Source organism: Paraburkholderia sp. GAS33 (assembly GCF_050436645.1).
In the GTDB taxonomy this organism is placed as follows: domain Bacteria; phylum Pseudomonadota; class Gammaproteobacteria; order Burkholderiales; family Burkholderiaceae; genus Paraburkholderia; species Paraburkholderia phenazinium_B.
The window spans coordinates 12,725-36,083 of record NZ_JBNDMP010000025.1 but is presented as its reverse complement, the minus strand read 5'-3'; the positions used below and the strand labels follow the sequence as shown (position 1 = coordinate 36,083).

Below are 23,359 nucleotides of genomic sequence, written 5' to 3'. Positions count from 1 at the left end.
GTTTACGCAGCGATCTTCGTCTTGCGCGCCGTATGTTGCCGCGGCGCTTCGCGTTGATGCACGCGCTTGCCGGCAGCGTAGGTTTCAAAGATCGCGCGGTCGTCGCCGAGCAGCGCGAAGGCGAACAGCAGTTCTTCGAGCGACTCGGTGCGCCCGGTGCGGCGCGTCAGCAGCGGCGTCGCCTGCGGATCGAGCACGATGAAATCCGCTTCCGACTTCGGTGCCAGCGTGCCGACCTTGTCCGCCAGGTCAAGCGCTTCGGCGGCACCTGCCGTGGCGAGCCAGAACATCCGCGTGGCGGTTAGATGATGGCCGGTGAGACGCGCCACCTTGTGCGCTTCGTTCATCGTCTGCAGCATCGAGAACGACGTGCCGCCGCCGACGTCGGTCGCGAGTGCGACCGGCATGCCGGCTTCGGCGGCCTTGTCGAAGTCGAACAGACCGCTGCCGAGGAACAGGTTCGAGGTCGGGCAATGCGAGGCGACCGTGCCGGTCTGCGCCATCCGCTTACGGTCTTCCGCGTCGAGGTGGATGCAGTGGCCATACACGGCACGGCGGCGCAGCAGGCCGTAGTGATCGTAAATGTCCAGATAGCTGCGATGGCCGGGGAACAGATCGGCGACCCATTTCACCTCGTCGGTGTTTTCGGCGACATGGCTCTGGATGAAAATATCCGCATGCTCGCGCGCGAGCACACCGCACGCTTCGAGTTGGGCCTCAGTCGAGGTCGGTGCGAAGCGCGGCGTCAGCGCATACATCTGGCGGCCACGGTTATGCCAGCGGCCAATCAACTCGGCGCTGTCGTCGTAGCCCGACTGCGCGGTGTCACGCAGGAACTCGGGGCAGTGGCGATCCATCAGCACCTTGCCCGCCACCATGCGCAGGTTGCGGGCCTCGCTTTCGGTGAAAAGCGCATCTGCGGACTCCTTGTGCACCGTGCAATACACGAGCGCCGTGGTCGTGCCGCAGGCGAGCAGTTCTTCGACGAAGAAACTGGCTGTGTCCTGAGCGTAGGCCGGATCCGCGAAGCGGCGCTCTGTCGGGAAGGTGTACGTATCGAGCCACGGCAGAAGGCCGGGCGCGGGCGAGGCGATCATGTCCGTCTGCGGATAGTGAATGTGCGTGTCGATAAAGCCAGGCACGATAAGCTTGTCGCGCATGTCCTGCACCTGCGTGCCGGGGGCGAGCTGGGACGACAGCGCTGCATACGCGCCCGCTGCGACGACGTGGCCGTCTTCCACGATCAGCAGGCCGTCTTCGTTGAAGACCGCTGCGTTGGACGATTGCGCAGGGTCGCCGTTGAAGGTCAGCAGTTGCGCGCGGAATGCGGTTTGGGCCGCTTGAGCCGAGTGATTCATGGGGAAAGCCGTCTCCGTTGTATGGAATATGAAGCGATAAATTGGCGGTAAATAACGCCGCAAACAAAGCGGAAGAGGCGAGGCGCAGGTGCGGCGCGCTCGCGCCGCTTCTCCTGCTGCCCGCGCTCCAGACCGCGCTGGTCAGTCCGCGTTAGCGGCGTGCCAGTGCGCGTCGAGTTTCGCGATCAACGCATCGCGTTCTGCGGGCGTGACGAACGCCGCCTCGAAGCTGTTGCGGATGATCGTGTAGACCTCGGAATCAGTGAGCTTGAGCGCATCGATCGTGGCGAGGTAGTTCGCATTGACGTAGCCGCCGAAGTAAGCCGGATCGTCGGAATTCACGGTGACGGCGACGTCCTTGTCGAGCAGCGCCTTCAGCGTGTGTTTGGTCAGATCGTCGAACACGCACAGCTTGAGGTTCGACAGCGGGCACACCGTCAGTGCGACGCGCGTGTCGGCCAGCCGCGTGACGAGCGCCGGGTCTTCGATGCTGCGCACGCCATGGTCGACGCGGTCCACCTTAAGCAGATCCAGCGCTTCATAGATATACGACGGCGGTCCTTCCTCACCTGCATGTGCAACGAGCTTCAGACCCTTGGCCCGCGCCTTCGCAAACACACGCTCGAACTTCGACGGCGGATGGCCGCGCTCGGACGAATCGAGACCGACGCCGATCAGCCGATGCTTGTACTGGTCAAACAACGGCATCGCTTCGTCGAAGGTGGCAAGCGCGTCTTCCTCGGAGAGGTGGCGCAGGAAACACAGGATCAGCTTGCTCGTGAGGCCGCGCTTTTCCGCGTCGGCGAGCGCACGCTCGATGCCTGCCACGACGGTGGCGATCGATACACCGCGTTCGGTGTGCGTCTGCGGGTCGAAGAAGATCTCGGTGTGGATGACGTTGTCGGCGAGCGAGCGCTCGACGTAGGCCATCGTCATGTCGTAGAAATCCTGCTCGTGCAGCAGCACGCTCGCACCGGCGTAGTAGATGTCGAGGAACGATTGCAGATCGGTAAACGCATACGCCTTGCGCAATGCTTCGATCGAATCGTAGGCGAGCGTCACGCCGTTGCGTTCGGCGAGCTTGAAAATCAGCTCGGGTTCCAGTGAGCCTTCGATATGGATATGCAGTTCGGCCTTCGGCGCGGCTGCCACTTTGTCGGCGAGAGTGAGAGCGGTGGGCGTATTCATACTGGTTTCTTTAGTGGTTCGATTTAATGGTCTGGTGTGCGAGAAGTTGGGCTTTACCGGATGTGTACCGCAAGGCGCTGAGCGGTCACGCCGCCTGGGTAGCGTGCGCGTTCGCTTCGACTGCCTGCAATACTTGCGCGGCCGCGGAAATCGCGATGATCTCCGGCGACTTGTCGTCGATGCCATCCACGCCGAGCGGGCATTTCATCCGCGCAATCTGCGCAGGATCGATGCCGCGGGCGGCGAGCCGGTGTTCGAACTGCTTGCGCTTGGAGTGCGAGCCGATCATGCCGAAGAACGCGAAGTCACCGCGCCGCAAGATGCGCTCGGCGAGCTCGAGGTCGAGCGTATGGTTGTGCGTCATCACAATAAAGTACGTCTGCGGTGCGGCCTGGTCGATCGCTTCGTCGGGCGCATCGTTCGGGTCGATCGTTACATTCGACGCCTGCAGCGCCTCGGGCGGCGGAAACTGGGCGTCGCGCTCGTCCACCCAGCGCACGTGGCACTGCAGCGTTCCAAGCACGCGCACGAGCGCGGCGCCGACGTGTCCGGCGCCGAACAGCACCACTGCGAAGTCGCGCGGTGCGATGGTCTCGGTGAGCAGCGAACTGCTTTCCTCGAAGCCGGCGCCGTCCCACAGCAGACAGTCGGCGCTTTCGACGCCGGGCTCAGGTTCGGACAGCATCACCGCATCCGGCGCGGGGCCGAATGATACGCTACGCACCGTCGACTGACCGGCCGCCACGCGCTTGGCGAGCGAGCTGATCCAGCCGAGATCGGCCACGTCCAGACGCTCGAATGCGAGCACCACCGCGCCGCCGCAGCATTGGCCGAGACTCGGACCGAGCGCGAAGCGTTCGAGCCGGCGCATATGCGACATGCGCATGCCTTCCTTGAGGACCTGGCGGGCGGACTCGATGGCTTTCCATTCGAGGTGGCCGCCGCCGATCGTATGGCGTGCCGAATCGCGCGTGACAATCATCTTGGTGCCCGCTTCGCGCGGCGCCGATCCTTCGACGCGCGCGACCGTCACCAGCACGGCGGCGTCGCCGTGTGCGAGCAGTTGTTGCAGATCGGTTAGCCAGGGTTGCATCCGGCGGTTCTCCATCCATGGCTGCAAGGGGTGTCCGTGCAGCCGGTTAAGCGTAACGCTGTGCGTTCGTGTCGCGCAGCGCGTGAAAATTCATGTGGCGGTGTCGACGCTGGCCGGTGTCTTTGGCGCTGCGCAGGCTGTTGTATTGCCCACCGAAGTTGCTGCTGTTTCGGGCTCCTTTGGATCGCTTGAACCTGCCGCCGGCATGCTCACAACGGACGCTGCCTGCTGCATCGCCTCCAGCGCATCGAGAATCGCCTCGGGCGTCGCCGGCGCGCGCAGCGGCGGGGCCTGATTCGCTTGCGGCGCCGTCGCTGCAATCGCATCGCGGATCGCAAGAAACACCGAGAACGGCAGCAAGAGCGGTGGCTCGCCGACCGCCTTCGAGCGGAACACGGTCGGCTCCGCATTCTCGTTGCGATAGAGCTGCACGTGGAAAGCGGCGGGCGTATCGCTGACCGCCGGAATCTTGTACGTCGACGGCGCGTGCGTCATGAGTCGACCGTCGCGGTTCCACCAGAGTTCCTCGGTGGTCAGCCAGCCCATGCCCTGGATGAAGCCGCCTTCGACCTGGCCGATATCGATGGCCGGATTGATCGACTGCCCGGCGTCGTGCAGCACGTCGGCGCGCACGAGCTTCCATTCGCCCGTCAGCGTATCCACCACGACTTCCGATACCGCCGCACCATACGCGAAATAGTAGAACGGATGACCGGTCAGCGTTTTCGCGTCCCAGTGCACCTTGGGTGTCGCATAGAAGCCATCGGACCACAACTGCACACGCGCCAGATACGCCATGTTGACGAGTTGCGCGAATGGCATTGTCACGCCGTTGGCGTGCAGCATGTTGTCCTTGAACTGCACGGCGTCGGGTTCGCCGCCGAGTTCTCTGGCAGCCAGCGCGGCCAGCCGCTCGCGAATCGTGCGCGCCGCAGCTTCGGCTGCCTTGCCGTTCAGATCGCTGCCTGTGGAGGCGGCTGTCGCCGAGGTGTTGGCCACCTTGGACGTATCGGTCGCCGTCGCGCGCACCCGCGAGAGCGGCACGCCGAGTTCGTTGGCGACCACCTGGGCCACCTTCGTGTTGAGCCCCTGGCCCATTTCTGTGCCACCGTGATTGACGAGGATCGAACCGTCCTTGTAGACGTGCACCAATGCGCCGGCCTGATTGAGAAAAGGCACGTTGAACGAGATGCCGAATTTCACCGGTGAGAAGGCGATGCCGCGTTTGAGCACGGGACTCGTTGCGTTGTAGGCAGCGAGCGCGGCGCGGCGTGCCCGGTAGTCGCTGCTCGCGAGCAGTTCCTCGGTGAGCGGCGCAATCACGTTATCTTCGACACGTTGTCCGTATGGCGTGACATCGCGCTCGCCGACCCCGTAGTAATTGGCAAGCCGCACATCGAGCGGATCGAGTTTCAGCTGCCGGGCGATGCTGTCGAGCATCACTTCCATTACCAACGCGCCCTGCGGGCCGCCGAAGCCGCGAAACGCGGTGTTCGACTGCGTGTTGGTCTTGCAGCACAGCGCCACGATGTCCACGTCGGAGAGGTAATACGCGTTGTCGAAGTGGCACACTGCGCGCGTTGCGACGGCGCCGGAAAGGTCCGCAGAATACCCCGCACGTAACGCAATTTCGACCCGCGCACCGAGAATGCGACCGGTGTCGTCGAAGCCGGCTTCGTATTCGTAGACAGCATCGTGACGCTTGCCGGTGATCATGAAGTCGTCGTCACGATCGGCGCGCAGTTTGACCGGACGTCGCAGCAACTTTGCGGCGAGCGCCGCGACGCAGGCGAATAATGCCGATTGCGATTCCTTCCCGCCGAAACCGCCGCCCATACGCCGGCATTCGCAGACGACGCTATGCGTCGGCCAGTCGAGCATATGCGCGACCACCTGTTGCATTTCGCTCGGATGCTGTGTCGAACTGTAGACCAGCATGCTGTCCATCTCTTTGGGGACGGCATACGCGACCTGGCCTTCGAGATAAAACTGCTCCTGCCCACCAACTTCGAAACTGCCCAGGATCTGGTGCGGTGCGGCGGCGATTTTCGCCGCGGGCTCGCCGCGCGTCAGATGCAAGGGCGGCAGGACGAACTGCTTTTTCGCTTTGGCTTCGGCAGGGATGAGCACGACGTCCAACGCTTCATAGCGGACCACGTCATCGCTTTTCGCCAGCGTCGCGGCGCGTCGGGCGAGTTCGTGGCTTTCGGCAATGACCGCGAATACCGGTTGACCGAGATACAGCACCTCGCCGTCGGCCAGGATCGGATCGTCGTGCAGCACCGGGCCGCAGTTGTTCTCACCGGGAATGTCGGCGGCGCTCAACACCGCGATTACGCCCGGGGCGCTGCGCACGGCGCTCAGATCGAGCGAGGCGATCCGCGCGTGCGCATGGCGTGACAGTCCGAGCGCTGCGTGCAACGTGCCTTGGAGTTCGGGGATGTCGTCCGTATAGGTGGCTTCGCCGCTGACATGCAACGCGGCGGACTCGTGCGGCAAGGATGTGCCGATCGAAGCCGTCTCGGTTTCGGCCCGGTCCGCGGCATGGTGGATGAATGCGTCGGTCTGCTTGCTCATCACAGCGGCTCCTGCGCGGGCGCCACTTCCGCAGCGCCCGTTTCGAATGCGAAGGCGTTGACGTCGAACAGGGCTAGCGGTGCGTGATCGCGCGTTTCCAGCTGGAAGCGCAGCAGCAGGTTGCGCGCCACCTTCAACCGATAGGCGCCCGACGCACGCATGTCGGAGAGCGGCTGATAGTCGGCGGCGAGCGCATCTATGGCGCGTTGGGTTGCCGTGTCGTCCCAGGCCGCGCCGGTCAGCGCGGCTTCGGCGTGGGCGGCGCGCTTCGGTGTCGCCGCCATACCGCCGAAGGCGAGGCGCGCCTCGACAATGACGTCGTCCTCGATGCGCAGTGCAAACGCGGCGCAGACCGCCGAGATGTCCTGGTCGTAACGCTTCGAGACCTTGTAGGTGCGAAAGCGCAGATTGCGTGCCGGTCGCGGCACGCGGATCGCGGCGACGAATTCGCCGGTGGCCAGCGCCGTCTTCTGATAGCCGAGGTAGAAAGCGTCGAGCGGGAGCGTGCGGGTTTTGGCACCGTTACGCAGCACGACTTCGGCGCCGAGTGCGAGCAGTGCCGGCATCGAGTCGCCGATCGGCGAGCCGTTCGCGACATTGCCGCCGAGCGTGCCTGCATTACGGATCGGCAGCGACGCGAAGCGAGTCCAGAGTTCGGCGAGTTCAGGGTAATCGACGGCCAGCGCGGCGTACGCGTCTTCCAGTGTTACGGCCGCACCGATTGTCAGCGTCTGCGCGTCGCGCTCGATGGCCTTCAGTTCCACCACATTGCCGAGATACAGGATGTCGCCGAGGTCGCGGAACTGCTTGGTGACCCATAGCCCGACATCCGTGCTGCCGGCGAGGAGACGTGCGTCCGGATGCCCGGCGCGCAAGGCAGCGAAGGCATCGAGCGTGACCGGGGCGTAGAAGAGTGGCGTACCGAAAGCGTCGCCGCGTACATCGGCGGCACGATATTCGAAAGTATCGCGGCGTTGCAGCGGCTTTAGCGCCTCGGCAACCGCCGCGCGATCGAACGGGACGCGCGGATATTGCGCATAATCGAACATCTTCTGCGTAGCGTCGACGATCGGCCGGTAGCCGGTACAGCGGCACAGATTGCCCGACAGGGCGGTATTGATCTCGTCGCGCGTCGGCAGGCCGGCGGCTGCCGGCTGGTTTTCGTATAGCGCCCACATCGACATCACGAAGCCGGGCGTGCAAAAACCGCACTGCGAGCCGTGACAATCGACCATTGCCTGCTGAACCGGATGCAGAGTGCCGTCCGCTGTGCGCAGGTCTTCGACGCTGAAGAGTGCCCGGCCATCGAGCGTGGGCAGAAACTGGATGCAGGCGTTGACCGCCTTGAGCGTGAGGTGCCGGTTGGCGTCGAGTTCGCCGACCACGACCGTGCAGGCGCCGCAGTCGCCTTCCGCGCAACCTTCCTTGGTGCCCGTGCAATGCAGGTCTTCGCGCAGGTGCTGAAGCACGGTGCGCGTCGCCGGCACGCCCTGAACCTCACGGACGGCGCCACGGTAAAAGAAGCGGATGGTTTGCGTTGTCATGGCGAATCCGAAAGACATTGCGGACCGGGCGCGCGTTACGCAGGGGGTCGCGCCGTAGCCGGCCTCGCGCACGTAGATCGCCATCCATATCCGAAGATAGCACTACCTCGTCTCGAAAATATTTCCCCACGGTGATGCGGGTTATTCGCGGACGGTCATGAGCGTGGGAGGCGGCGTGGCCCGTAATACAGCGGCCGCCGCGGCGGAATAGCCGCAAAGCCACGCGGAGCTGGGCGCAGCGGGCGGTGCGGTGAGCACCAAAAAGGGGGAATGGGACCGGACGCAAGCAAAAAGGCGCTTTTCCGGCTTCCAGGTGTTTACGACGAGGTATGCAGTTCTTCGCGGGAGCGGAGCGTTCGGGCCCAGCAGGGAGCCGGGCCACCGCAGCGGCTAACGTCCGTCACGCCCCGTTTTCTCAGGCGATCCGGCGGCGATTTCGGATGAGGCTCAACACCAGCGGCACATACGCGACAAAAAAGGCGAGCAGCGACCACTCCGGCAGCGAAAGGCCGAGGATCGGCGGATACGCCGTCTCGCACAATCCGGCTACCTTGAACACGCCCGGCAGCCAGTGAGCCGGCGGCAGGCTGTCGACCAGCGGTTGCAGCGCGTCGAAGCCGCAGCTAAAACCCGGATTCGCCAGCACATACACATGGCGTGCCGCAGTCGCGATGCCGGCCAGCGCCGACAGCGCAGCCAGCGCTTCGAGTAACCGTACGCCGCGCCAGCTGTCGAAGCGCGCGCCGAGGAACGCAAAGATCGCGATCAGGAGAAAGAAGTAGCGCTGCAGAATGCACAGTGGGCAAGGGTCTTCGTGCAGGCCGTACTGCATGTACAGCGCGCCGCCGACCAGGGCAACGCAGATCAGGCCAAGCAGAACCAGCAGGGAGCGCTCGCGGCGCAGCATTGCATTGTCGTTATTCATGGATCGTGTGGCTGTCGAAAGTCGAAAACTCAAAAGAGCGGGTGCCCGCGATTCTAGCGCGAACACCGCCCTTCGGTTTCCGGCTACCGGATCGTATTGAGCACGGCTTCGGCGGCGCGGCCAATGGCAAGCAGCGCGTCGTCGCCGTGCGGGGCGCCCGCCAGCATGAGGCCGACCGGCGCGTCGCCGCGCGGATGGCAGGGCAGCGAGAGAGCGCAGGTGTCGAGGAAATTAAATGCGCTCGGATTGCGCAGGATCAAGGCGTTGGTGCGGGCAAAGGCATCGTCGTCATGCACGAGGTCGGCCACGCGCGGCGGCACGACTGGCACCGTTGGCGCGACGATCGCGTCGAAGCGTTGCCACAGCGTGCTGCGGGCGGCTTCCAGCAGCGCGCTGCGCTCAGCCACCAGATCGAGATAGTCGGCTGCGCTGGCCGGCTGGCCTTTCATGATGCGGGTCAGCACGCGCGGGTCGTATTGCTGGCGGTGCTTTTCCAGCAGCGGCCGGTGCCACGCGTACGCTTCGATCGACGGAAAGCCGAAGCGGTTGATCTCCGGCAAACGGTCGAGCGGCGCAAAACGCACTTCGCTGACAATCGCGCCGGCGGCTTCCAGATGTTTGAGCGCCGTGTCGATGGCAGCGGCCACGGCCGGCTCTACGCCGTCCGTCACATAGTTGGTGAGCACGCCGAGTCGCACGCCTTCGAGCGGGCGAGCCGCCGGAATGCGCGGCTCGAGCCCCGCCAGCATGCGATCCACCAGTGCGCAGCAGGCAACCGAGACGCCGATCGGCCCGAATGAATCGAGCGTCGGCGAAAGCGGTACGCCGCCCTGCTTGGGAATGCGGTCGGCGGTGGGCTTGAAGCCGGTCAGCCCGCACAGCGCGGCGGGGATGCGGATCGACCCGCCGGTGTCGGTGCCGAGCGCGATAGCGGCCATGCCGTCCGCCACCGACGCTGCGGCCCCAGAGGACGAGCCTCCCGAAACCCGCTCGTCGCCTTTCACATCACGCTGGTACGGGGACAGCGGATGCCCGTAGTGCGGATTCAGCCCGAGCCCGGAGAACGCGAACTCGCTCATGTTGGTGCGTCCGACAATCACTGCGCCCGCCCGCTTCAAGCGAGCAACTGCCACTGCATCGGCGGTCGCGGGCGGCGCATCGGCGAGTGCGCTCGAACCGGCGCGGGTCACCTGGCCTTCGATGTCGAACAGGTCCTTGATCGACACCGGAATCCCCGCGAGCGGCGACATCACCGAGCCTGCGGCGCGCAGACGGTCGTGTCCGTCGGCGGCGGCGCGGGCGCGGTCGGCATCGACATGCATGAAAACGGCCGAACCCTGGCCGGCTGGGTCGGCGATGCGTTCGAGCGCGGTTTCGACGAGCTTGCGGCTGGTGGTGCGGCCCGCGGCGAGATCGGCGGCGAGCTGGGCGAGCGGCGGGAAGGGCGTGAATTCAGTGGGCATGGTCGTTCCGGTCCAGTGAGATGCAATCAGATGCGGTTGACGGTTAAATCCGGTTGAAGAGGGTCGCGCGAAATGCTTCGATGTGGCGCTGCACCGACTGGCGTGCGCCGTCGGCATCGCGCTCGCGCAGCAAGCGAAACAGTTCGAGATGTTCCTCGTGGACATCCTCGAGATGGTGCGGTTCGGACAGCGAGATAAACCAGAAACGCAGCGATCGCTCATGCAGCCCACGCAGGATATCGGCGAGCACCGGATTACGCGACGCCGCCGAAATCGCCAGATGGAATTCGCGGTCGATATCCATCATGCCTTCCACGTCGTGCGCAGCAACGCACACCTTGGAGCGCTCGAGTAACGCTTCCATCACTTCGTAATCGTGCGCCTGAGCGTGGCGCGCCGCCAGTTCGACACAATGGCCTTCGTTGATCAGGCGCACGTCGATGATCGCGAGCACGTCGTCGAGTGAGACCGGACGCACCATGATGCCCTTGCGCGGCATGATCGTCAGCATGCCCTCGTGCACGAGCCGGTGCAGCGCCTGATGAACGGGTGTGCGGCCAATGCCGGTCAGCGTCATCAGCTCGGCCTCGTTGAGCACTTCGCTTGGGCGCAACCGCATGGTGATGATTTCGCGCTTGACGAATTCATAGGCCTGTTCGGCGAGGCTCGCACCGTTTTGGCGGGCGGTCACGGGAGTGCGGGAAGTCTGCAAAAGCGTCATGAATAAAGGGTGCAGGCGAGGTCAGGTGCAAGGGTGAAGCTCATTCGCCCGCATTGTAGTCGAGCCTTCACGCGAGCTCCGCCACGCCGTGCGGCACCTTGACCCGCGGCATCAGCAGCGTGACGAGTCCGCCGACGATCAGCGCTCCCGCGATCAGCACGAGTCCGAAGGTCACGCTATGCGTCGCATCCTTGACGACGCCGAGCACATACGGGCTGACGTAGCCGGCCAGATTGGCGATCGAGTTGATCACGGCGATGCCGGCCACAGCGGCGCTGCCTTGCAGGAACGTGGTCGACATCGACCAGAAAATGCCGAAGCCTGCGAGGATGCCGATATAGGCGATCGACAGGCCAGTCACCGCCAGCGGAATCGAGTTCGTCACCGACGCGCTGCCGAGCAGTCCGGCCGCGCCGATGAAGCAGCACACCGCATAGTGCCAGCGCCGCTCGCCGGTGACGTCCGACGAACGTCCGATCAGGATCATGCCGATCCCTGCCGCCAGATAAGGGATGGCGGTGACGAACCCGTTGCTCACCAGGTTGGTGACGCCGAGATCCTTGACGATCTGCGGCAACCAGAACGAGAAGCCGGCGTTGCCCGTGACCAGACAGAAGTAGATCAGTGTCAGCAGCCAGAAGCGCCCGGAGCACAGCGCGGCGCGCAGGTTGTGTTCGGCGCCGGCGGATGCCGCTGCGCTGTTTTCGCGTGCCAGCCGGGCGAGGACGACGCGTTTTTCCTCGTCATCGAGCCAGGCTGCTTCAGCGGGCGTATTGCGCAGCACGCCCAGCGCCCAGAAGCCGGCGAGGATCGAGGGAATACCTTCGATCAGGAACATCCACTGCCAGCCGCGTAGCCCGTGGGCTTCGTGCAGCGCCGACATCAGGAAGCCCGAAAGCGGCGCACCGATGATCCCCGCCACCGGAATCGCCGCCATGAACACGGCCACCATCCGGGCGCGCCGGTCCGATGGAAACCAGAACGTCAGGTACAGCACGACGCCCGGGACGAGCCCGGCTTCCGCCACGCCGAGCAGGAAGCGCAACACGTAGAACATTGTCTCCGAGCGCACGAACATCATCACGCACGACAGCGCGCCCCACAGCATCGTGATGCGGGCGATCGTCGCGCGGGCGCCGAATTTCTTCAGCAGGAGGTTGCTCGGCACTTCGAAGACGAAATAGCCGAAGAAGAAGATCCCTGCGCCGAGTCCGTAAGCGGTGTTCGACAAGCCGAGGTCGCCCGTGAACTGCAGTTTCGCGTAGCCGATGTTGACACGATCGAGATACGACAGCACGTAGACCAGAAACAGGAACGGCATGATGCGCCAGGTGATTTTTCGCAGCGCGCTGGCTTCGATGGCAGCGTCCTGGGAGGACCCGGTGTGGGCGGTCACACGCAACTCGGCTGACGGCGGGGCAGGGTTCATGGGCGCCTCATTCGACGATAGGTAACGCATGCACGCGGTAAGCGTGACGCAGCGTGCGGTTCAGCACCGGGTCGTGCAATTCGAGTTCGAGCGCGTCGCCGTCGACCATGCCGACGATGCCGCCTTCGACCGCAAGCGTGCCGCAGAACATGGCGGCACCCGCTGCGAGCGGGGCACGCTCGAGCAGGTCCGACGCCGCCAGCAACGAGGCGACGCTGCCTTGCTGATAGACCCTGCGCACACCGTTGGCAACCGCAAAGGCGCGCAACTGCAACTGGTCCCAATGGCCGGCGACGTCGTCGAAGCGCCACGCGTCGCGGGCGAGCGGCTTCGGACACACCTGCTTCGACACCGTCACGCCGTAGGCCTCGACCTCACGGTCGGTGTGATCCGAGCCGATGGTGACAAGGAGGCCGGCCGTCGACTGCACCAGCACGCACTCGGCCTCGCCGCTTGAACGGCTGCCAACCACGTCGATCTGTTCGGCCTGCGTCAGCAATTCTGCGCCGAGGCGGTAGAAGCAGGGCGTGGTCGAGGGCCGCTTCACGCCCAGTTCGGCGAGTTCGGCGATGTGATGTTCGATGGCCGCGCGGTCGCGTCCCGCCCACCCGGCAATGGTCAAACGGTTCACCTCGATCATCAGCGGCGCGCTGGCCTCCACGCGGCCACCTATGTTGGATACGTTGAACGATAACTGCGTCATTACTGCACTCCGTCGTCTGAATATTCGACAAATATTATTGTGATATTTCACAGACGTCCAGCGTGTCAAAAACAACCCACAGGGTTTTCGGGCAGCGCACGACACGTGCGCTGTCGCTAAGCTGCGTTACTATCAGATTTTTCGACAGCTATTTGTAAGGAAATCTGTCCATGCACCACGGAATTGGCTTCATTCAGGACCTGGCGGTGATCATGGCGCTCGCGGGCGTCGTCACCGTGCTGTTCCATCGCCTGAAACAGCCGGTGGTGCTTGGGTATATCGCCGCCGGGGTGATCATCGGACCGTACACCCCGCCGTTCCAGTTGATCCACGACGAGCAGACCATCCAGACGCTCGGCGAGCTCGGCGTCGTATTCCTGATGTTTTCGCTGGGACTGGAATTCAGCCTGCGCAAGCTGTTTCAGGTCGGCGCCACGGCGATTGTCGCGGCGCTCTCCGAGATCGTGCTGATGCTGTGGCTCGGTTACGAGATCGGCAGCGCGTTCGGCTGGAGTTCGATGGATTCGCTGTTTCTCGGCGCGATCCTCGCTATCTCGTCGACGACGATCATCGTCAAGGCGCTATCGGAACTCGGCCTCAAGCGTGAGCGCTTTGCACAACTCGTGTTCGGGATTCTGATCGTCGAGGACATCCTCGCCATCGCGATGCTCGTGTTGCTGTCGGGCATAGCGCAGACGGGCCAGTTGAGCGCGGGTATCGCACTCGTCACGCTAGGCAAACTGCTGCTGTTCATGACGGTATCGCTGGTGGTGGGGGTACTCGTCGTGCCGCGTGCGCTCAATTACGTGGCGCGCTCGGGGAGCGACGAGATGCTGCTTGTGTCCGTGCTCGGCTTCTGCTTTGGCTTTTGCCTTTTGGTCGTCAAGCTCGATTACAGCATCGCGCTCGGCGCGTTTCTGATCGGTGCAATCATGGCCGAGTCGCGCCATCTGCGTCGTATCGAGCATCTGATTGCACCGCTGCGCGATGCGTTTTCGGCCATCTTCTTCGTCACCATCGGGCTGATGCTCAACCCACATGTGCTGGTTGACTACGCGTGGCCGATTGCGGTCATTACGGTCGCGGTGATCGTCGGCAAGATCGTCTCGTGCGGCCTCGGCACGTTCCTCGCCGGCAAGGACGGACGCACCGCGATGCGGGTCGGCATGACGGTGTCGCAGATTGGCGAGTTTTCCTTCATCATTGCCTCGCTCGGTCTCACGCTGAAGGTGACGAGCGCGTTTCTTTATCCGATTGCGGTTGCCGTGTCGGCGCTGACCACCTTATTCACACCGTACCTGATCCGCGCCGCCGATCCGCTGACGCAGCGCCTCGGACGTGCGATGCCACGTCCCGTCGCCAACGTGTTCGGCATGTACTCACAATGGCTCGAGAGCCTGCGGCCGGCCGGCGGCGGCCCGACACCGTTCAGCATCACACGTCGGATCGTTCTGCAGATTGCAGTGAACCTCGCGCTGGTGGTGGCGATCTTTCTCGCGGTGACGTACGGCGCGTCCTACGCGAACCCGTTACTCGACCGTTGGCTACCCTCTGAGCCACTGCAACGCGTGGTGCTTTGGAGCGCGGCGTTGCTTCTGTCGCTGCCGTTTCTGGTCGCCGTGTATCGCAAGACCAAATCGCTCGCGTTGCTGCTTGCCGAACTCAGCGTCCAGCCGGCGAAAGCCGGGCGTTTCACGCGTGCGATCCGCTCGGCGATTTCCGATCTTGTGCCGATCGTCTCGATGGTCGGCGTGTTTCTGCTGCTGGCGGCACTTTCAGGCGGCATCCTGCCGCCCACCGGGTTGCTGGTGGTGGTGCTGGTATGTGCAGCGCTTCTGGTTACGCTGCTCTGGCGCTGGTGCGTGAAGATCCACGCGGCCCTGCAGATCGCATTGCGCGAAACTTTCGACGAACAACCTGATCCATAAATAAGTGACGTTATCGGGCGCGACGATCTGTGTTGCGTAACAATGTGAGCAATTGTGTGCAGGTTTGCCGCACATCGCCCGGTAGCGGATAATCAGGTCATACACATTCGTTCGCGTGGAAGGCGCCCGTCCGACAGTCATGAGCGAAAACAAGCCAGAGAATGCCGGTACGCCCGGCACCCCGTCCCCGTCCGGCACGCCGGCTGAGGTTTCGAAGCCCGGCGTTGCAAAGCCCGACGTGTCAACGGCCGAGACTGCGCCCGCATCCCCGAAGGTCAGCTTGCCCCCCTCACACGAGGATGCGATCCAGTCGCCGCTCAAAGATTTGCCTGCTGATTCGACGGCTGGTGTGCCACCGGGATTACCTCCGTCGGGGTCACCACCGAATATCTCTTCTGCGTCAGCCGAACCCTCCCTTGCGGCCGAAGAGGCCGCGGAGCGTTCTTCGACTGACGATCCGATCAGCGCGTCATCCGTGACCCCTGCCGACCCTGTCACTGCCCAGCAACGAGATGCCGCCGAAGCCCGCGCATCCGCTGCCGAGTCGACTGCGCAGCAGGAGGCCCAGGTGAAGCAGAAGCGCGATGCTGCCCAGGCCAAACACGGCACGCCGTCCAGTTCGCGTGCCCCGCAGCCTGCAGCGTCCTCGGAGATTGCCTCAGCGGATGCTGCGGATAGCGGGTCGTCAACGGCATCCGCTACTCGCGGCGCCACCAGTTCCGTGCCGCCCGGTTTTGGCGCCGCCCCGGACTTCACCGCAACGAATCCTCCTCCGCCGAATGCATTGCCACCGGCACCACCGCGCTATCTGAAGCAGACTGATTCGGCGTGGTCGGTTTTTGGCCGCATCATCGCGGCGCGGGCTCGCCAGATCTTCGACAGGGCGGGTCAACGGATCACGCAACGGACGTTGCGCATTGGCGTGTCGGCCCGCATCTTCCATCCGGAGCCGGGCGCCAAAGGCCTGCGCGGGAAGACGCTGCAATATCTCGAAGAGTCTATTGCGCACTGGGTGATGTCGCGCGACGTGCTGGTGTTCATGATTCCAACCGTCGGCCATCAGGGCATGCTGCATCCGAGCAATATCCGTCTGCGCGACTACGCCAAGCACCTCGATGGCCTGTTGTTGCAAGGTGGCGCGGATGTTTCGCCGCAGTCCTATGCCGAACAGGCGACGAGCCCCGAGTGGCCCGGCGACCGCGTGCGCGATATGTACGAGCTGGAGCTGTTGCATGAATTCATCGAGTCCGGCAAGCCGGTGCTGGGCGTATGCCGCGGCTGTCAACTGATCAACGTGGCGTTCGGCGGGACTCTTTATCAAGATATCGCCACAGATGTGCCGACCGCGGGCGTGCACGTCAACGAACACTACGACCAGCATCGCCATGGCATCCATTTTCCGGATGGCTCGACGCTCGCCAACATGTTTCCGGGCCGGCGCGACGCGATCGTCAATTCGATTCACCACCAGGCCGTGAAGACGATTGGGCGCGATCTCAATATCGAGGCGGTATCGGCCTCGGACGGCATCATCGAAGCGATTCGCTATCGACGCGCGCCGTTCGTGATGGGCGTGCAGTGGCATCCGGAGTTTCATCGCGCGGGTGGACCGGAGTTACTGGATTGCACGCCGCTGCTGGATACCTTTCTGCGCGTGGCCCGCGAAACGCGCTTCTAGGCGTGCGTTTTCTGTAAAGAATTGTTGGGCTCCGTGCGTGGGCCGAAGACGTGAAAAGCGGTTCCGTTTTCCAACGGAGCCGCTTTTTTTCGTCCGTTAAACAGGATGCTTTTTCGCGATGCGCGAGACGATTCGATGGAATCTTAAGATTACTATCTATCTCGATTTAAAGTGCCATCGCGGCACATACGAACGCTTCGCTTGGGCACAAATACGCGCGATAATCCAAAGCTATTTTGAATTCGCATGGAGCATGCACGTATGAAGTACCTCTTGACTGTACGGCGCGCAATGCTGCTCGCGACCACGTGTGCGTTGCTGCAGCATGGTGGTTTCGCGCTGGCAGAAGAGGGCGCCGGTTCAATGGATTCGGTGCCGGTTGTCGGAACGCGTCCGGCGATGAATTCGTTGACGCCTCAACCAGTCTCCGTCGCGTTGCAGGCGGCCGTCGCCACGAGCGCGGACGCACGCGCTGCAGCGGGCGGCGATGCACAAGGCAATGTTGCGGAACTGATGCAACTGATCCACGACTCCCAACTGACCGAGTTGCGCACCACCTACAACGGCAGCTACGGTGCGAGTCTGTTTTTCTATCCGCAAGAAATGACGTACTACGTAGCGTTATTTCAAGACAAGCATTTCTGGCGGGTCATCAAATCGCAAGACGACACGCGCGCCGAGGCCGTCTACGCCGGCTTTGTGCAGCAGACCGCGCAACTGGCCGACGTGGAAATTCACCGCACGCAATTGCAGGCGCAGAAGGCATTCATTGAAGATGTGATTGCGCAGTCGGAAGATCGCGCGAAGCGCTTGCAGGCCGATCTGGATGTGGCCCGTACCCAGCAGGCCAGGGTCAACGACTATCAACGCCAGACGCAGACGGAAGCAGCCGCATTGCGCGCCCAGAAGGAACAGGCGCAGGCCGAGTTGCGCCAGGTGCAGAACCAGGTGCTGCAGTTGCAGCGCCAGAGCGAGTCGGGACTGCCAGAGTCCAGATAAGCGGGCGCCGGCAGCAGTGTTCAATCCAGCTGGTACACGTAACGCAACGCGGTGATGTCCACGCCGCCCATGTGATCGGGCTCCGCACCCGCGAACTTCCAGCCTTGCCGCTCGTAAAAGCCGATGGCCGGCGTATTGCCCTCGAGCACATAGAGATACAGCCGGCTTTCGCCTTGAGCGCGTGTCCAGTCGACGGCGGCTTGCATCAGCAGTTTGCCGACACCGATTCCCTGATGGCCAGGCAGCGCATGCAGGTTATCGAGCAGCACGCCCCACGCCGAGTCGGGTTGGCGCTCGACGCACGCGAAACCGATCGGCTCGCCCGCGCGTTCTGCAATCACCACGTTGCGCCGTTCGGCGCCCGGCGCGTTCAGGCGTGCCTGCCAGTACGCGGCGCGTTCGCGCGTCACCTCGCCGTCGAGAAACGCATCGGGCAGCAGACCCCGGTAGGTGGCTTGCCAGCTGGCGGCATGAATCGACGCGATCAGATCGGCGTCGAGTGCGGTCGCGGGGCGCAAAGAAAGAGCGCTGGCGTTGGACATCAATGGGATGGTCATGTAAGGGCTGGAAAGCTCAAAGTGTACTGCGAGCAAGGCTAAGGGCGCGATCAGTGCCCATCTTGACTGCAAGTTCGAGCGAGGAACGGTAACATTCGAATCAGCTTGCAATGCGTCGGCAACCTAAGGTTTACCCTTATACCGTCGCAATGTATGCGGCATCAAAATGCAGCGCCCCTGGCGCGTTCGTTTATTCCAGAAAAGTCTCCCTCGCCAGTGGCATCTGCTCGCCGACGCGGTGAAGTGTTTGCAACTGCCCAATCATGCCGGATCGGCTCCGGCGCCGGGCTATTTTGAGAGTGTCATGTCAACTGCGTCTCATGCAACTTCCAGTGAATCGAAAGTCCGGACAGTTTTCCGCGTCGTCAGCGGCAACTTCCTGGAGATGTACGATTTCATGGTCTACGGCTATTACGCTTCGGCGATTGCCAAGACCTATTTCCCGGGTGGCAGCGACTTCGCGTCGCTGATGCTGTCTCTGTCGGTATTCGGCGCGGGCTTCCTGATGCGGCCGCTCGGCGCCATCGTGCTCGGCGCGTACATCGACCACCACGGACGCCGCAAAGGTCTGATGTTGACGCTTGGCCTGATGGCGCTCGGCACGCTGACGGTCGCGGCCATTCCGGGCTATGCAACGATCGGCATCCTCGCGCCAGTGCTCGTCCTGTTAGGGCGCCTGTTGCAAGGCTTCTCCGCCGGCGTGGAACTGGGCGGCGTGTCGGTCTACCTCTCGGAAATCGCTACCAAGGGCAACAAGGGCTTCTACTGTTCGTGGCAGTCGGGTAGCCAGCAGGTCGCTGTCGTGTTTGCGGCGCTGATCGGCGTGGTCCTGCACCAGATCCTGCCGGTCGAGCAGATGAGCGCATGGGGCTGGCGTGTGCCGTTCCTGATCGGCTGTCTGATCGTGCCGTTCCTGTTCCTGATCCGCCGTTCGCTGCAGGAAACCGAGGAATTTGCCGCGCGCAAGCACCGTCCGGGCATGGGCGAGATCATGAAGTCGATGCTCGAAAACTGGGGCGTCGTGCTCGCCGGCATGGGCATGGTGATCATGACGACGGTGTCGTTCTACATGATCACCGCTTATACGCCGACGTTCGGCAAGGAAGTGCTCAAGCTGTCGGCGATCGACGCACTGGTTGTCACGGTCTGTATCGGCCTGTCGAATCTCGTCTGGCTGCCGCTGGCGGGCGCGATATCGGACCGCATCGGGCGTCGTCCGGTGCTGCTGGTGTTTACGATTCTGACCATCCTCACAGCGTATCCGGCGGTGCAATGGCTGGTGGCGGATCCTTCGTTCGCGCGCCTGCTGGCTGTCGAACTGTGGCTCTCGTTCCTGTACGGCAGCTACAACGGCGCGATGGTGGTGGCGTTGACCGAAGTGATGCCGGTCGAAGTCCGTACCGCAGGGTTCTCGCTGGCGTACAGCCTTGCCACGACCATCGGCGGTTTCACGCCGGCGATCTCGACGTTGCTGATTCATTCGACGGGCAACAAGGCTGCGCCTGGCCTGTGGCTCGGTCTCGCGGCAATCTGCGGTTTGATCGCGACGCTGGTTCTGTATCGCACGCCTGAGTCGCGCAATCAGTACCGCGCGGCCTAGAGCGGCCGGGTTCTGAAAAGGGAAACCCCACGTTTGCAAAAGCGTGGAGTTTTTCTTTGTAGACCCTTTGTCGACCTTGTCGAATCGTTACGCGTCGCGAAGCTCGCGTGCGACCTTCTCAACCACTTCCGCCCACGCACCCGGTTGCGGCTGACGGACCAGATGGACGCCCGGGTACCAGGGGCTGCGCGGTTCGTCGACGAACCAGCGCCAGTCGGCGGCAAACGGCAGCATCAGCCACAGCGGTTTGCGCAAGGCGCCGCTCAGGTGGGCGATCGACGTGTCGATCGAGACGACGGCGTCGAGCCGTTCGATGATCGCAGCCGTGTCGGCGAAATCGCCGATGCGCTGGTCGAAGCGATGAATGTTGCCGGCACGCGCATGGCTCTCCAGCGTAGCGCATTCCGCCGCGCTGAGATCGGGCTGCAGGATGATCCAGTCGATTCCTTCGAGCGCGAACAGCGGTTCGAGCGCAGCGAGCGGCATAGTGCGGTTTTCATGTTGCTGGATGCGGCCTGACCACGCGAGGCCGATTTTGCGCTTGGCGTGACCGCCGAGCGAACCGCGCCATTTGCGCCGGTACGAGGGGGGCACGCTGAGGTAGGGCGTGCGCGCTGGAATCGTCTCACGGCTGATGCCGAGCGCGAGGGGCAGACTTAACAGCGGACATTGCAGATCGGCAGGCGGGCGTGGTGTCCCTTGGGCGATCAGTTTCACACGCCATTCGAGCGCGGCCGGCGCGAGGATCGGCACGAGTTGGGGCTGAACTTCGAGCACGACGCGCGCCGCGCGCTGCGCAGCAATCGGCACGAAGCGCGCGAATTGCAGCGTGTCGCCGAAACCTTGTTCGGCGTGCACGAACAGCGTGCGCTCTTCGATCGGCTCGCCTTGCCAGCGGGGTAAGGTCTGCGGCTCACGTTGCGCCATGGCCTTGAGGCGCCATTCGTATTCGGGCAGCCCGCGTTCGAAATCGCCGAGCGCGAGCCACGCGACTGCGCGGTTCATATGAGCCGACGCCAGATCGGGTCGTAGCCGCAACGCCTGGTCGAAGGCGCGTACGGCCGCCGCATGACCCCCAAGCGCGTGATGCGTGGTGCCGAGGCTCAGCCAGGCGAGGGCAAACTTCGGATCGAGGCCCACGACCCGCTCGAAGCGCAACAGTGCCTCCTTGTGACGTCCCAAGGCTGCGAGCGTATTGCCCAGGCCAAACAGCGCCGGCGGCAGTTGTGGCTCCAGTGCGAGCACGGCCTCGAACGCAACGAGCGCCTGTTCGTGCTGGCCCGTGGCGTCGAGCGTGTTGGCGAGATTGAAGTGCGCCGCGACGAAGCGTGGCTGCGCCGAGATTGCCTCACGAAATTGAAGCACGGCCTCGTTGGACTTTCCGAGTGCATTGAGCGCCATGCCCAGATTGTTGTGCGCTCCCGCGTGACCTGGGTGTAGTTCGAGCGCCCGCTGGAACGAAGCGATCGCTTCTTCGTGGTGTCCGAGCGCGTGCAGCGCGTTGCCCAGATTGTTGTGCGTCGACGCGTTGTCCGGCTGCAGGCGCAGCGACTTCTGGAACGCATCGGCCGCGTCCGCGTGACGCCCCACCGCGGCATAGGCGTTGCCGAGGTTGTAGTGCGCCAGTGGAAAAGCGGGTGCGAGCGTGAGCGCGTTGCGAAAGCGCTCGATTGCCCCATCGATTTGCCCCAGTGCCTTCAGCGCGTTGCCGAGATTCAGCTGCAAGGCGGCATCTTGCGGACGCAGATGTGCCGCGCGGCCGACCAGGTCGGCCGCTTCGGCGTGCTGACCAAGCTGATGCCGTAGCACGCCGAGCAAGTGAAGTGCATCGACGTTTGCGGGATCGCTATCCAGCGCGGCGCGATAGCCGCGCTCGGCGTCATCGAGGCGGCCGTCACGATGCGCCGCGTAGGCGCTTTCAAACAGGGGTTCCATGACGGGGAAGGGCGGATCTTGTAAGGCAAATGTCGCATTTTCCCACACTCGTGACCCCGCACCCACGGTTTGACCTTTAAGAGATAAATCTATAACATATGAATACTTGTTCATATGTATGCGGACCATGTTGCCCCTATCCACTGACGACCGCGACGACCCTGTAGTGCCGCTTGCCGACCTGTTCCGTTTGCTCGGAGATCCAACGCGCTTGCGTATCGTGCTGGCGTGTGTGGACGAGCAGCGCGCGGTGGGGGCGATTGCGGAATCGCTGGGGCTGTCGCAATCGCTGGTAAGCCATCACCTGCGCCTGTTGCGCGCGGCGCGTATTGTGCGCGCGGAGCGCCAGGGCAAGCAGGTGTTCTACCTCGCGGCGGACCGTCACATTAGCGGCATGCTCGCGGGCATGCTCGAGCACGTGGCCGAACCGCTGAGCGAATTTTCCCTGGATCAGTCATGACGAAACCCCCCGTCCCTGACAGGCCCCCAGAGGAGCGCGAGGACGATCACGCGCCTATGTGGCTTTATGGGTTAGATGCAGACGATGCGGACGCCGGGGAGCCGGCGCGTAAAGCCGCGCGTGGAGAACACGACGGACACGATCACGCAGGGCATGGCGACGTTGTTCACGATCACGCGCATGACCACGGCACAGACGACGATCGTTCCAACGCCAAGGGCCACTCTCACGCCCACAATCACAGCCACGGCGGCCACCACCATCATCACGCGCCGGCCGCGGGCAACGGGCGTGCCTTCGCCATCGCGGTCGCCCTGAACGTCCTGATCGTCCTTGTGCAGGCCATTTACGGCGTGATCGCTCACTCGACTGCGCTGCTCGCCGACGCCGGCCACAACCTGTCGGACGTGCTCGGCCTGCTGCTGGCCTGGGGGGCTATGTGGCTCACCACGCGACGGCCCTCGGCGCGCTACACCTTCGGCTATGGCAGCACGTCGATTCTCGCCTCGCTGGTGAATGCGGGCTTGCTGCTGTTCGCGTGCGGCGTGATCGTCGCGGAAGCGGTCAACCGCCTGCTGAACCCGGCGCCGGTCGCGGGGCTGACGGTGTTTGTCGTCGCCACCGTCGGCATGCTCGTCAACGGTTTCTCGGCGTGGCTTTTCATGCGCCGCCAGAAGGAAGACCTCAATATCCGCGGTGCTTTCCTGCACATGGCGAGCGACGCATTGATCTCGGCTGCCGTCGCGGTGAGCGGCCTCGTCATTATCGCTACCCGCTGGAGCTGGCTCGATCCGTTGATGAGCCTCGTCGTCGTCGCCGTAGTCGTGTACGGCACGTGGGGACTGCTGCGCGATTCCGTGCGGCTTGCGCTCGATGCCGTTCCGCCCGGCGTCGACCTGCCGGGCATCCGCGAGTACCTGGCCGGTCAACCGGGCGTCACGGATGTGCACGATCTGCACGTATGGGCCCTGTCCACCACCGGCAACGCGCTCAGTGCGCATCTGGTTATTCCAGCTGGCCACCCGGGCGATGCGGCCGTCGATGCCATCGTGATCACGCTACGCGAAAAATTCGCCATGCAGCACGCCACGCTGCAAGTCGATCTCGGCACCAGCCATCACCATTGCGCCCTCGAACACCCGCACGCGCACTGACACGCGATTGACGCGCTGCACCGTCAGGCCGCGGGGCAGCGGCGTAC

Annotated in this window: 18 protein-coding genes; 6 read left to right on the top strand and 12 right to left on the bottom strand. The window is 63.6% G+C overall.

All coding sequences use genetic code 11. The features are described 5' to 3' along the window. Positions 1 to 2: 2 nt before the first annotated feature. The 10 genes from guaD to P3T24_RS37690 all read right to left on the bottom strand — a co-directional run bounded on the left by guaD (position 3) and on the right by P3T24_RS37690 (position 13,001). Complete coding sequence (guaD, locus tag P3T24_RS37735) at positions 3 to 1,358, bottom strand: guanine deaminase (protein WP_429441759.1); 1,356 nt, start codon at positions 1,356 to 1,358, stop codon at positions 3 to 5. 141 nt (positions 1,359 to 1,499) lie between these two features. Continuing rightward, on the bottom strand, positions 1,500 to 2,546 hold the full coding sequence (locus P3T24_RS37730) for an adenosine deaminase (RefSeq protein WP_429441757.1): 1,047 nt from the start codon (positions 2,544 to 2,546) through the stop codon (positions 1,500 to 1,502). An 85-nt stretch (positions 2,547 to 2,631) separates the two neighbouring features. Next, the gene (gene xdhC, locus P3T24_RS37725) at positions 2,632 to 3,639 is read right to left on the bottom strand and encodes a xanthine dehydrogenase accessory protein XdhC (RefSeq protein ID WP_429441755.1); all 1,008 of its coding nucleotides are present in this window, start codon (positions 3,637 to 3,639) and stop codon (positions 2,632 to 2,634) included. A 90-nt stretch (positions 3,640 to 3,729) separates the two neighbouring features. Next, entirely contained in the window at positions 3,730 to 6,216 is a 2,487-nt protein-coding gene (xdhB, locus tag P3T24_RS37720) for a xanthine dehydrogenase molybdopterin binding subunit (protein WP_429441754.1), read from the bottom strand. Then, positions 6,216 to 7,760, bottom strand: coding sequence for a xanthine dehydrogenase small subunit (gene xdhA, locus P3T24_RS37715; protein WP_429441752.1), 1,545 nt, complete (start codon positions 7,758 to 7,760; stop codon positions 6,216 to 6,218). Before xdhA ends, xdhB begins: the two co-directional genes overlap by 1 nt. 415 nt (positions 7,761 to 8,175) lie before the next feature. Further along, complete coding sequence (locus P3T24_RS37710; protein ID WP_074263690.1) at positions 8,176 to 8,685, bottom strand: disulfide bond formation protein B; 510 nt, start codon at positions 8,683 to 8,685, stop codon at positions 8,176 to 8,178. An 83-nt stretch (positions 8,686 to 8,768) separates the two neighbouring features. After that, entirely contained in the window at positions 8,769 to 10,148 is a 1,380-nt protein-coding gene (locus P3T24_RS37705; protein ID WP_429286951.1) for an amidase, read from the bottom strand. Between the two features lie 43 nt (positions 10,149 to 10,191). After that, positions 10,192 to 10,869 carry a GntR family transcriptional regulator gene (locus P3T24_RS37700; RefSeq protein WP_429409178.1) on the bottom strand — a complete coding sequence of 226 codons (678 nt, stop codon included), beginning with the start codon at positions 10,867 to 10,869 and terminating at the stop codon, positions 10,192 to 10,194. A gap of 67 nt (positions 10,870 to 10,936) precedes the next feature. After that, the gene (locus P3T24_RS37695) at positions 10,937 to 12,298 is read right to left on the bottom strand and encodes an MFS transporter (protein WP_429441751.1); all 1,362 of its coding nucleotides are present in this window, start codon (positions 12,296 to 12,298) and stop codon (positions 10,937 to 10,939) included. A gap of 7 nt (positions 12,299 to 12,305) precedes the next feature. Next, on the bottom strand, positions 12,306 to 13,001 hold the full coding sequence (locus P3T24_RS37690; protein ID WP_429441749.1) for a DUF2848 domain-containing protein: 696 nt from the start codon (positions 12,999 to 13,001) through the stop codon (positions 12,306 to 12,308). A gap of 170 nt (positions 13,002 to 13,171) precedes the next feature. Between P3T24_RS37690 and P3T24_RS37685 the strand changes: the two genes are divergently transcribed. The 3 genes from P3T24_RS37685 to P3T24_RS37675 all read left to right on the top strand — a co-directional run bounded on the left by P3T24_RS37685 (position 13,172) and on the right by P3T24_RS37675 (position 17,606). Next, positions 13,172 to 14,929 carry a cation:proton antiporter gene (locus P3T24_RS37685; protein ID WP_429409175.1) on the top strand — a complete coding sequence of 586 codons (1,758 nt, stop codon included), beginning with the start codon at positions 13,172 to 13,174 and terminating at the stop codon, positions 14,927 to 14,929. Positions 14,930 to 15,068: 139 nt separating this feature from the next. Continuing rightward, complete coding sequence (locus P3T24_RS37680) at positions 15,069 to 16,607, top strand: gamma-glutamyl-gamma-aminobutyrate hydrolase family protein (protein WP_429441747.1); 1,539 nt, start codon at positions 15,069 to 15,071, stop codon at positions 16,605 to 16,607. A gap of 261 nt (positions 16,608 to 16,868) precedes the next feature. Beyond that, entirely contained in the window at positions 16,869 to 17,606 is a 738-nt protein-coding gene (locus tag P3T24_RS37675; RefSeq protein ID WP_429441745.1) for a DUF2968 domain-containing protein, read from the top strand. 20 nt (positions 17,607 to 17,626) lie between these two features. Here P3T24_RS37675 and P3T24_RS37670 read toward each other — a convergent pair whose 3' ends face one another. Next, the gene (locus tag P3T24_RS37670) at positions 17,627 to 18,148 is read right to left on the bottom strand and encodes an N-acetyltransferase family protein (RefSeq protein WP_429441770.1); all 522 of its coding nucleotides are present in this window, start codon (positions 18,146 to 18,148) and stop codon (positions 17,627 to 17,629) included. A 319-nt stretch (positions 18,149 to 18,467) separates the two neighbouring features. Between P3T24_RS37670 and P3T24_RS37665 the strand changes: the two genes are divergently transcribed. Then, complete coding sequence (locus P3T24_RS37665; protein WP_074265956.1) at positions 18,468 to 19,763, top strand: MFS transporter; 1,296 nt, start codon at positions 18,468 to 18,470, stop codon at positions 19,761 to 19,763. Positions 19,764 to 19,850: 87 nt separating this feature from the next. On the opposite strand, the gene P3T24_RS37660 is transcribed toward P3T24_RS37665, so the two are convergent. After that, positions 19,851 to 21,698 carry a tetratricopeptide repeat protein gene (locus tag P3T24_RS37660; RefSeq protein ID WP_429441743.1) on the bottom strand — a complete coding sequence of 616 codons (1,848 nt, stop codon included), beginning with the start codon at positions 21,696 to 21,698 and terminating at the stop codon, positions 19,851 to 19,853. 118 nt (positions 21,699 to 21,816) lie between these two features. On the opposite strand from P3T24_RS37660, the gene P3T24_RS37655 reads away from it, so the two are divergent. Beyond that, a complete protein-coding gene (locus tag P3T24_RS37655; protein WP_429409171.1) occupies positions 21,817 to 22,158 on the top strand; it encodes an ArsR/SmtB family transcription factor in 342 nt (113 codons plus the stop codon). A 56-nt stretch (positions 22,159 to 22,214) separates the two neighbouring features. Continuing rightward, on the top strand, positions 22,215 to 23,312 hold the full coding sequence (locus tag P3T24_RS37650; RefSeq protein ID WP_429441768.1) for a cation diffusion facilitator family transporter: 1,098 nt from the start codon (positions 22,215 to 22,217) through the stop codon (positions 23,310 to 23,312). Positions 23,313 to 23,359 lie beyond the last annotated feature (47 nt).

Bases quoted from the DNA above. Each gene is read 5' to 3' on its own strand.
- P3T24_RS37650 (WP_429441768.1), top strand. From the start codon at position 22,215: ATGTGGCTTTATGGGTTAGATGCAGACGATGCGGACGCCGGGGAGCCG.
- guaD (WP_429441759.1), bottom strand. From the start codon at position 1,358: ATGAATCACTCGGCTCAAGCGGCCCAAACCGCATTCCGCGCGCAACTG.
- P3T24_RS37675 (WP_429441745.1), top strand. From the start codon at position 16,869: ATGAAGTACCTCTTGACTGTACGGCGCGCAATGCTGCTCGCGACCACG.
- xdhA (WP_429441752.1), bottom strand. From the start codon at position 7,760: ATGACAACGCAAACCATCCGCTTCTTTTACCGTGGCGCCGTCCGTGAG.
- P3T24_RS37730 (WP_429441757.1), bottom strand. From the start codon at position 2,546: ATGAATACGCCCACCGCTCTCACTCTCGCCGACAAAGTGGCAGCCGCG.
- P3T24_RS37680 (WP_429441747.1), top strand. From the start codon at position 15,069: ATGAGCGAAAACAAGCCAGAGAATGCCGGTACGCCCGGCACCCCGTCC.
- P3T24_RS37710 (WP_074263690.1), bottom strand. From the start codon at position 8,685: ATGAATAACGACAATGCAATGCTGCGCCGCGAGCGCTCCCTGCTGGTT.
- P3T24_RS37705 (WP_429286951.1), bottom strand. From the start codon at position 10,148: ATGCCCACTGAATTCACGCCCTTCCCGCCGCTCGCCCAGCTCGCCGCC.
- P3T24_RS37670 (WP_429441770.1), bottom strand. From the start codon at position 18,148: ATGTCCAACGCCAGCGCTCTTTCTTTGCGCCCCGCGACCGCACTCGAC.
- P3T24_RS37685 (WP_429409175.1), top strand. From the start codon at position 13,172: ATGCACCACGGAATTGGCTTCATTCAGGACCTGGCGGTGATCATGGCG.
- P3T24_RS37695 (WP_429441751.1), bottom strand. From the start codon at position 12,298: ATGAACCCTGCCCCGCCGTCAGCCGAGTTGCGTGTGACCGCCCACACC.
- P3T24_RS37690 (WP_429441749.1), bottom strand. From the start codon at position 13,001: ATGACGCAGTTATCGTTCAACGTATCCAACATAGGTGGCCGCGTGGAG.
- P3T24_RS37665 (WP_074265956.1), top strand. From the start codon at position 18,468: ATGTCAACTGCGTCTCATGCAACTTCCAGTGAATCGAAAGTCCGGACA.
- P3T24_RS37700 (WP_429409178.1), bottom strand. From the start codon at position 10,869: ATGACGCTTTTGCAGACTTCCCGCACTCCCGTGACCGCCCGCCAAAAC.
- P3T24_RS37660 (WP_429441743.1), bottom strand. From the start codon at position 21,698: ATGGAACCCCTGTTTGAAAGCGCCTACGCGGCGCATCGTGACGGCCGC.
- xdhB (WP_429441754.1), bottom strand. From the start codon at position 6,216: ATGAGCAAGCAGACCGACGCATTCATCCACCATGCCGCGGACCGGGCC.
- xdhC (WP_429441755.1), bottom strand. From the start codon at position 3,639: ATGCAACCCTGGCTAACCGATCTGCAACAACTGCTCGCACACGGCGAC.
- P3T24_RS37655 (WP_429409171.1), top strand. From the start codon at position 21,817: ATGCGGACCATGTTGCCCCTATCCACTGACGACCGCGACGACCCTGTA.